The following is a 2,428-nucleotide window of genomic DNA, read 5'->3' on the forward strand; positions in this document are numbered from 1 at the left end:
GCGGTATTTGCGTAGGGGAAACACCCGGTCCCATCCCGAACCCGGAAGTTAAGCCCTTCAGCGCCGATGGTACTGCACGGGAGACTGTGTGGGAGAGTAGGACACCGCCGCAATTATTAGTTGAGAGGCCCTGGACCATTTGGTCCGGGGCCTTTCGCATTTTCTGGGATTAGTGGGGGTCTTCGGGGAGGTGGATGGGGCGTCCTGCGACGGGGATGTCGGTGGGGAGTTCGCGTTGGGGGCGGCGGGGTTCTTCGGGTGGGAGGAATGGGGTGGTGTCGTCGTCTTGGTGGTCGGTGTCGGGGCGGGTGCGGCGGGGCTGGAAGATGATCTGGTCGAGGGTGAGCCGTCCGCCCGCGCCTGCGGCGAACAGGAGGCTGGCAGCGCCGAGTACCAGGACGAGTTCGAAGCCGTCCTGGCCGATCAGTCCGTGTTGGGCGTTGACGAAGTAGAACGCGCCGGCCATGTCGAGGAAGAGCAGCAGCCCGGTCACGGGCAGCCCGAGACCGATGATCAGTGCCGTTCCGCCGAGGAGTTCCGCGAACGCCGCGTATGTGGCTGCTGCGGTCGGCAGGGGGACGCCGAGCATGTCGAAGGTCACTGCGGTGGCAGTCAGCCCGTCCTGGATCTTCTGCCAGCCGTGGGCGACGAACACCACCCCGACCGCGATCCGCGCGAACAACGCCACCACATCGTAAAGAGGCCGCCTCACCATGAACACGTATCTTCCCGGCAAACGCCATGAAATGCCGGATCTTTCCGCTCTCGGTCTATCGGTACGGTTAACGCCATGGCGAAGACGATCACCTATCTGGAGATGGGGTCGGCGACAGAGCTCCGTCCGGCCCGTCCAGTACCGGGCCTGGCCACGCGCGAGGAGCCGGCCTACTCACCGCTGATGCGCTCGCTCTGCGCTGAGATCGGCCGCGCCTACCAGTGGCGCAGCGCGGCCCGCACCCCCGCCGACTGGGATGAGGCCGCCCTCCAGCACCCCGACCGCCGCTTCTGGCTGATCGAGCAGAACACCACGACCGTAGGCGCCTTCGCCATCCAGCCGGGCCCCGCCGTCGGAGACATCGAGCTCACCACCTTCGGCCTACTCCCGCCTTGGGTCGGCACCGGCCTGGGCGGCCACGCCCTGACACTAGCCCTCACCCAAGCCTGGACCTGGAAGCCCGCCTCCCGCATCTGGCTCCGCACCACCTCCACAGACCACCCCCACGCCCTGGCCAACTACACCTCCCGCGGAATGCGCGTCTTCCACACCGAAACCACCCCCTGACCCGTCCCCACCAACCGATCCACCTCCACGCCCCCGCGCGCCCCCGCCCCACCCGCTCCGGCAGACCACTGCCCACGACGCCGAGAAAGCACGCGTTCCGATCGGGCGAGCAGGTTGCTGGGCGGGGCGCTGAGGGCGAGCGCGATCCGGTCGGGCGGGCAGGTTACTGCGAGGGACGTTCAGGGGGAGCGGTCTGGCCGGTTCGGCAGGTTGCTGGGCGGGATGTTGAGGGGGAGCGCGGTCTGGTTGGGCGAGTGGGCGGGATGGTCAGGGGAGGGTGTGGTGGTCGGTTACGGGGTGGGTGGTGAGGTGGGTGAGGACTTTGCGTTGGTGGGGGGTGAGGGGGTTGTGGAAGACGATGAGGTCGGGGTGGTGGAGGTGGGCGAGGGTGGCGAGTTCTTGTGCTTTTCCTGTGGTGAGGAGGGTGTGGCGGGAGTAGGGGAGGTGCATGGTGGAGCGGCCGCCGCGGAGGGGGCGGCCTGGTTTGCCGGCGGAGACGCCGCGGCGTTGGACGAGGTGGGCCACTACTTGGCCGCCTGATGATTCGATCTTGGCGGCCAGGTCGTTCATTACGGCTGCGTGGTCTTTCTGGCGGGCGGAGAAGAGGGCGGCGATGATCACTCTCTGTCCGTGTAGGGGCATGGGGACATTCTGGGAGGGAGGGGTCGTTCTGGCCAAGGGGGGGGAGGGCGGTTGCGGCGGGTGGGGGGGTGTGGCCTGCTCGGACGGGGGGGTCGGAGGGGTGATATCAATCTTTTCCGGGATTGTGGGGAAAGGTGGCGGTGTGCACGAGGGAATCGGGGAGCCTCAGCTTGAGTCCGAGGGGGAGCTGGCGATGGCCAGGCTCGCGCTGGACGACGGTGAGGTCGGGCACGCCGCTGAGCATGTCGCCAACGCGCTCGGGATCGCGCCGTGGTCGCGGGACGCCCAGGAGCTGGCGGCGATGGTCGCGGGCAGGGGCGGGCCTGAGCTGTGGGCGCTCGGCGAATCCGTGTTCGCGGGCACCGTCGTGGCCAGGGCGCACGCCCTCGCGCTGGCGGGGCGGCACGGTGAGGCGCTCGAACTGCTGGCGATGGTGCAGGCGTACGAGCCCGGCGGACGGTGGGCGGAGGCCGGGTGGGTCACCGATCCGGCGACGGCGCGCGG

The 2,428-nt window shown here is 68.7% G+C and carries 3 protein-coding genes, 1 rRNA gene and 1 pseudogene; 3 read left to right on the forward strand and 2 right to left on the reverse strand.

Annotated features, from left to right (window positions below; genetic code table 11):
* A 5S ribosomal RNA gene (gene rrf / locus ACYVE7_RS32595) occupies positions 1-113 on the forward strand; the annotation flags it as partial.
* 56 nt (positions 114-169) lie between these two features.
* Here rrf and ACYVE7_RS32600 read toward each other — a convergent pair.
* Entirely contained in the window at positions 170-688 is a 519-nt protein-coding gene (locus tag ACYVE7_RS32600) for a DoxX family protein (RefSeq protein WP_460370241.1), read from the reverse strand.
* Positions 689-790: 102 nt separating this feature from the next.
* Here ACYVE7_RS32600 and ACYVE7_RS32605 point away from each other — a divergent pair, with 102 nt between their 5' ends.
* A complete protein-coding gene (locus tag ACYVE7_RS32605) occupies positions 791-1,282 on the forward strand; it encodes a GNAT family N-acetyltransferase (RefSeq protein ID WP_460370243.1) in 492 nt (163 codons plus the stop codon).
* Positions 1,283-1,549: 267 nt separating this feature from the next.
* Here the strand turns inward: ACYVE7_RS32605 and ACYVE7_RS32610 are convergent, their stop codons facing one another.
* Positions 1,550-1,924 (reverse strand): HflX-like GTP-binding protein, encoded by a 375-nt coding sequence (locus ACYVE7_RS32610; RefSeq protein ID WP_460370245.1) that lies wholly within the window; start codon positions 1,922-1,924, stop codon positions 1,550-1,552.
* A gap of 142 nt (positions 1,925-2,066) precedes the next feature.
* Between ACYVE7_RS32610 and ACYVE7_RS32615 the strand changes: the two are divergent.
* Positions 2,067-2,428 (forward strand): annotated as a pseudogene (locus ACYVE7_RS32615) (hypothetical protein); the annotation flags it as partial.

The organism is Actinocorallia lasiicapitis (assembly GCF_054778695.1).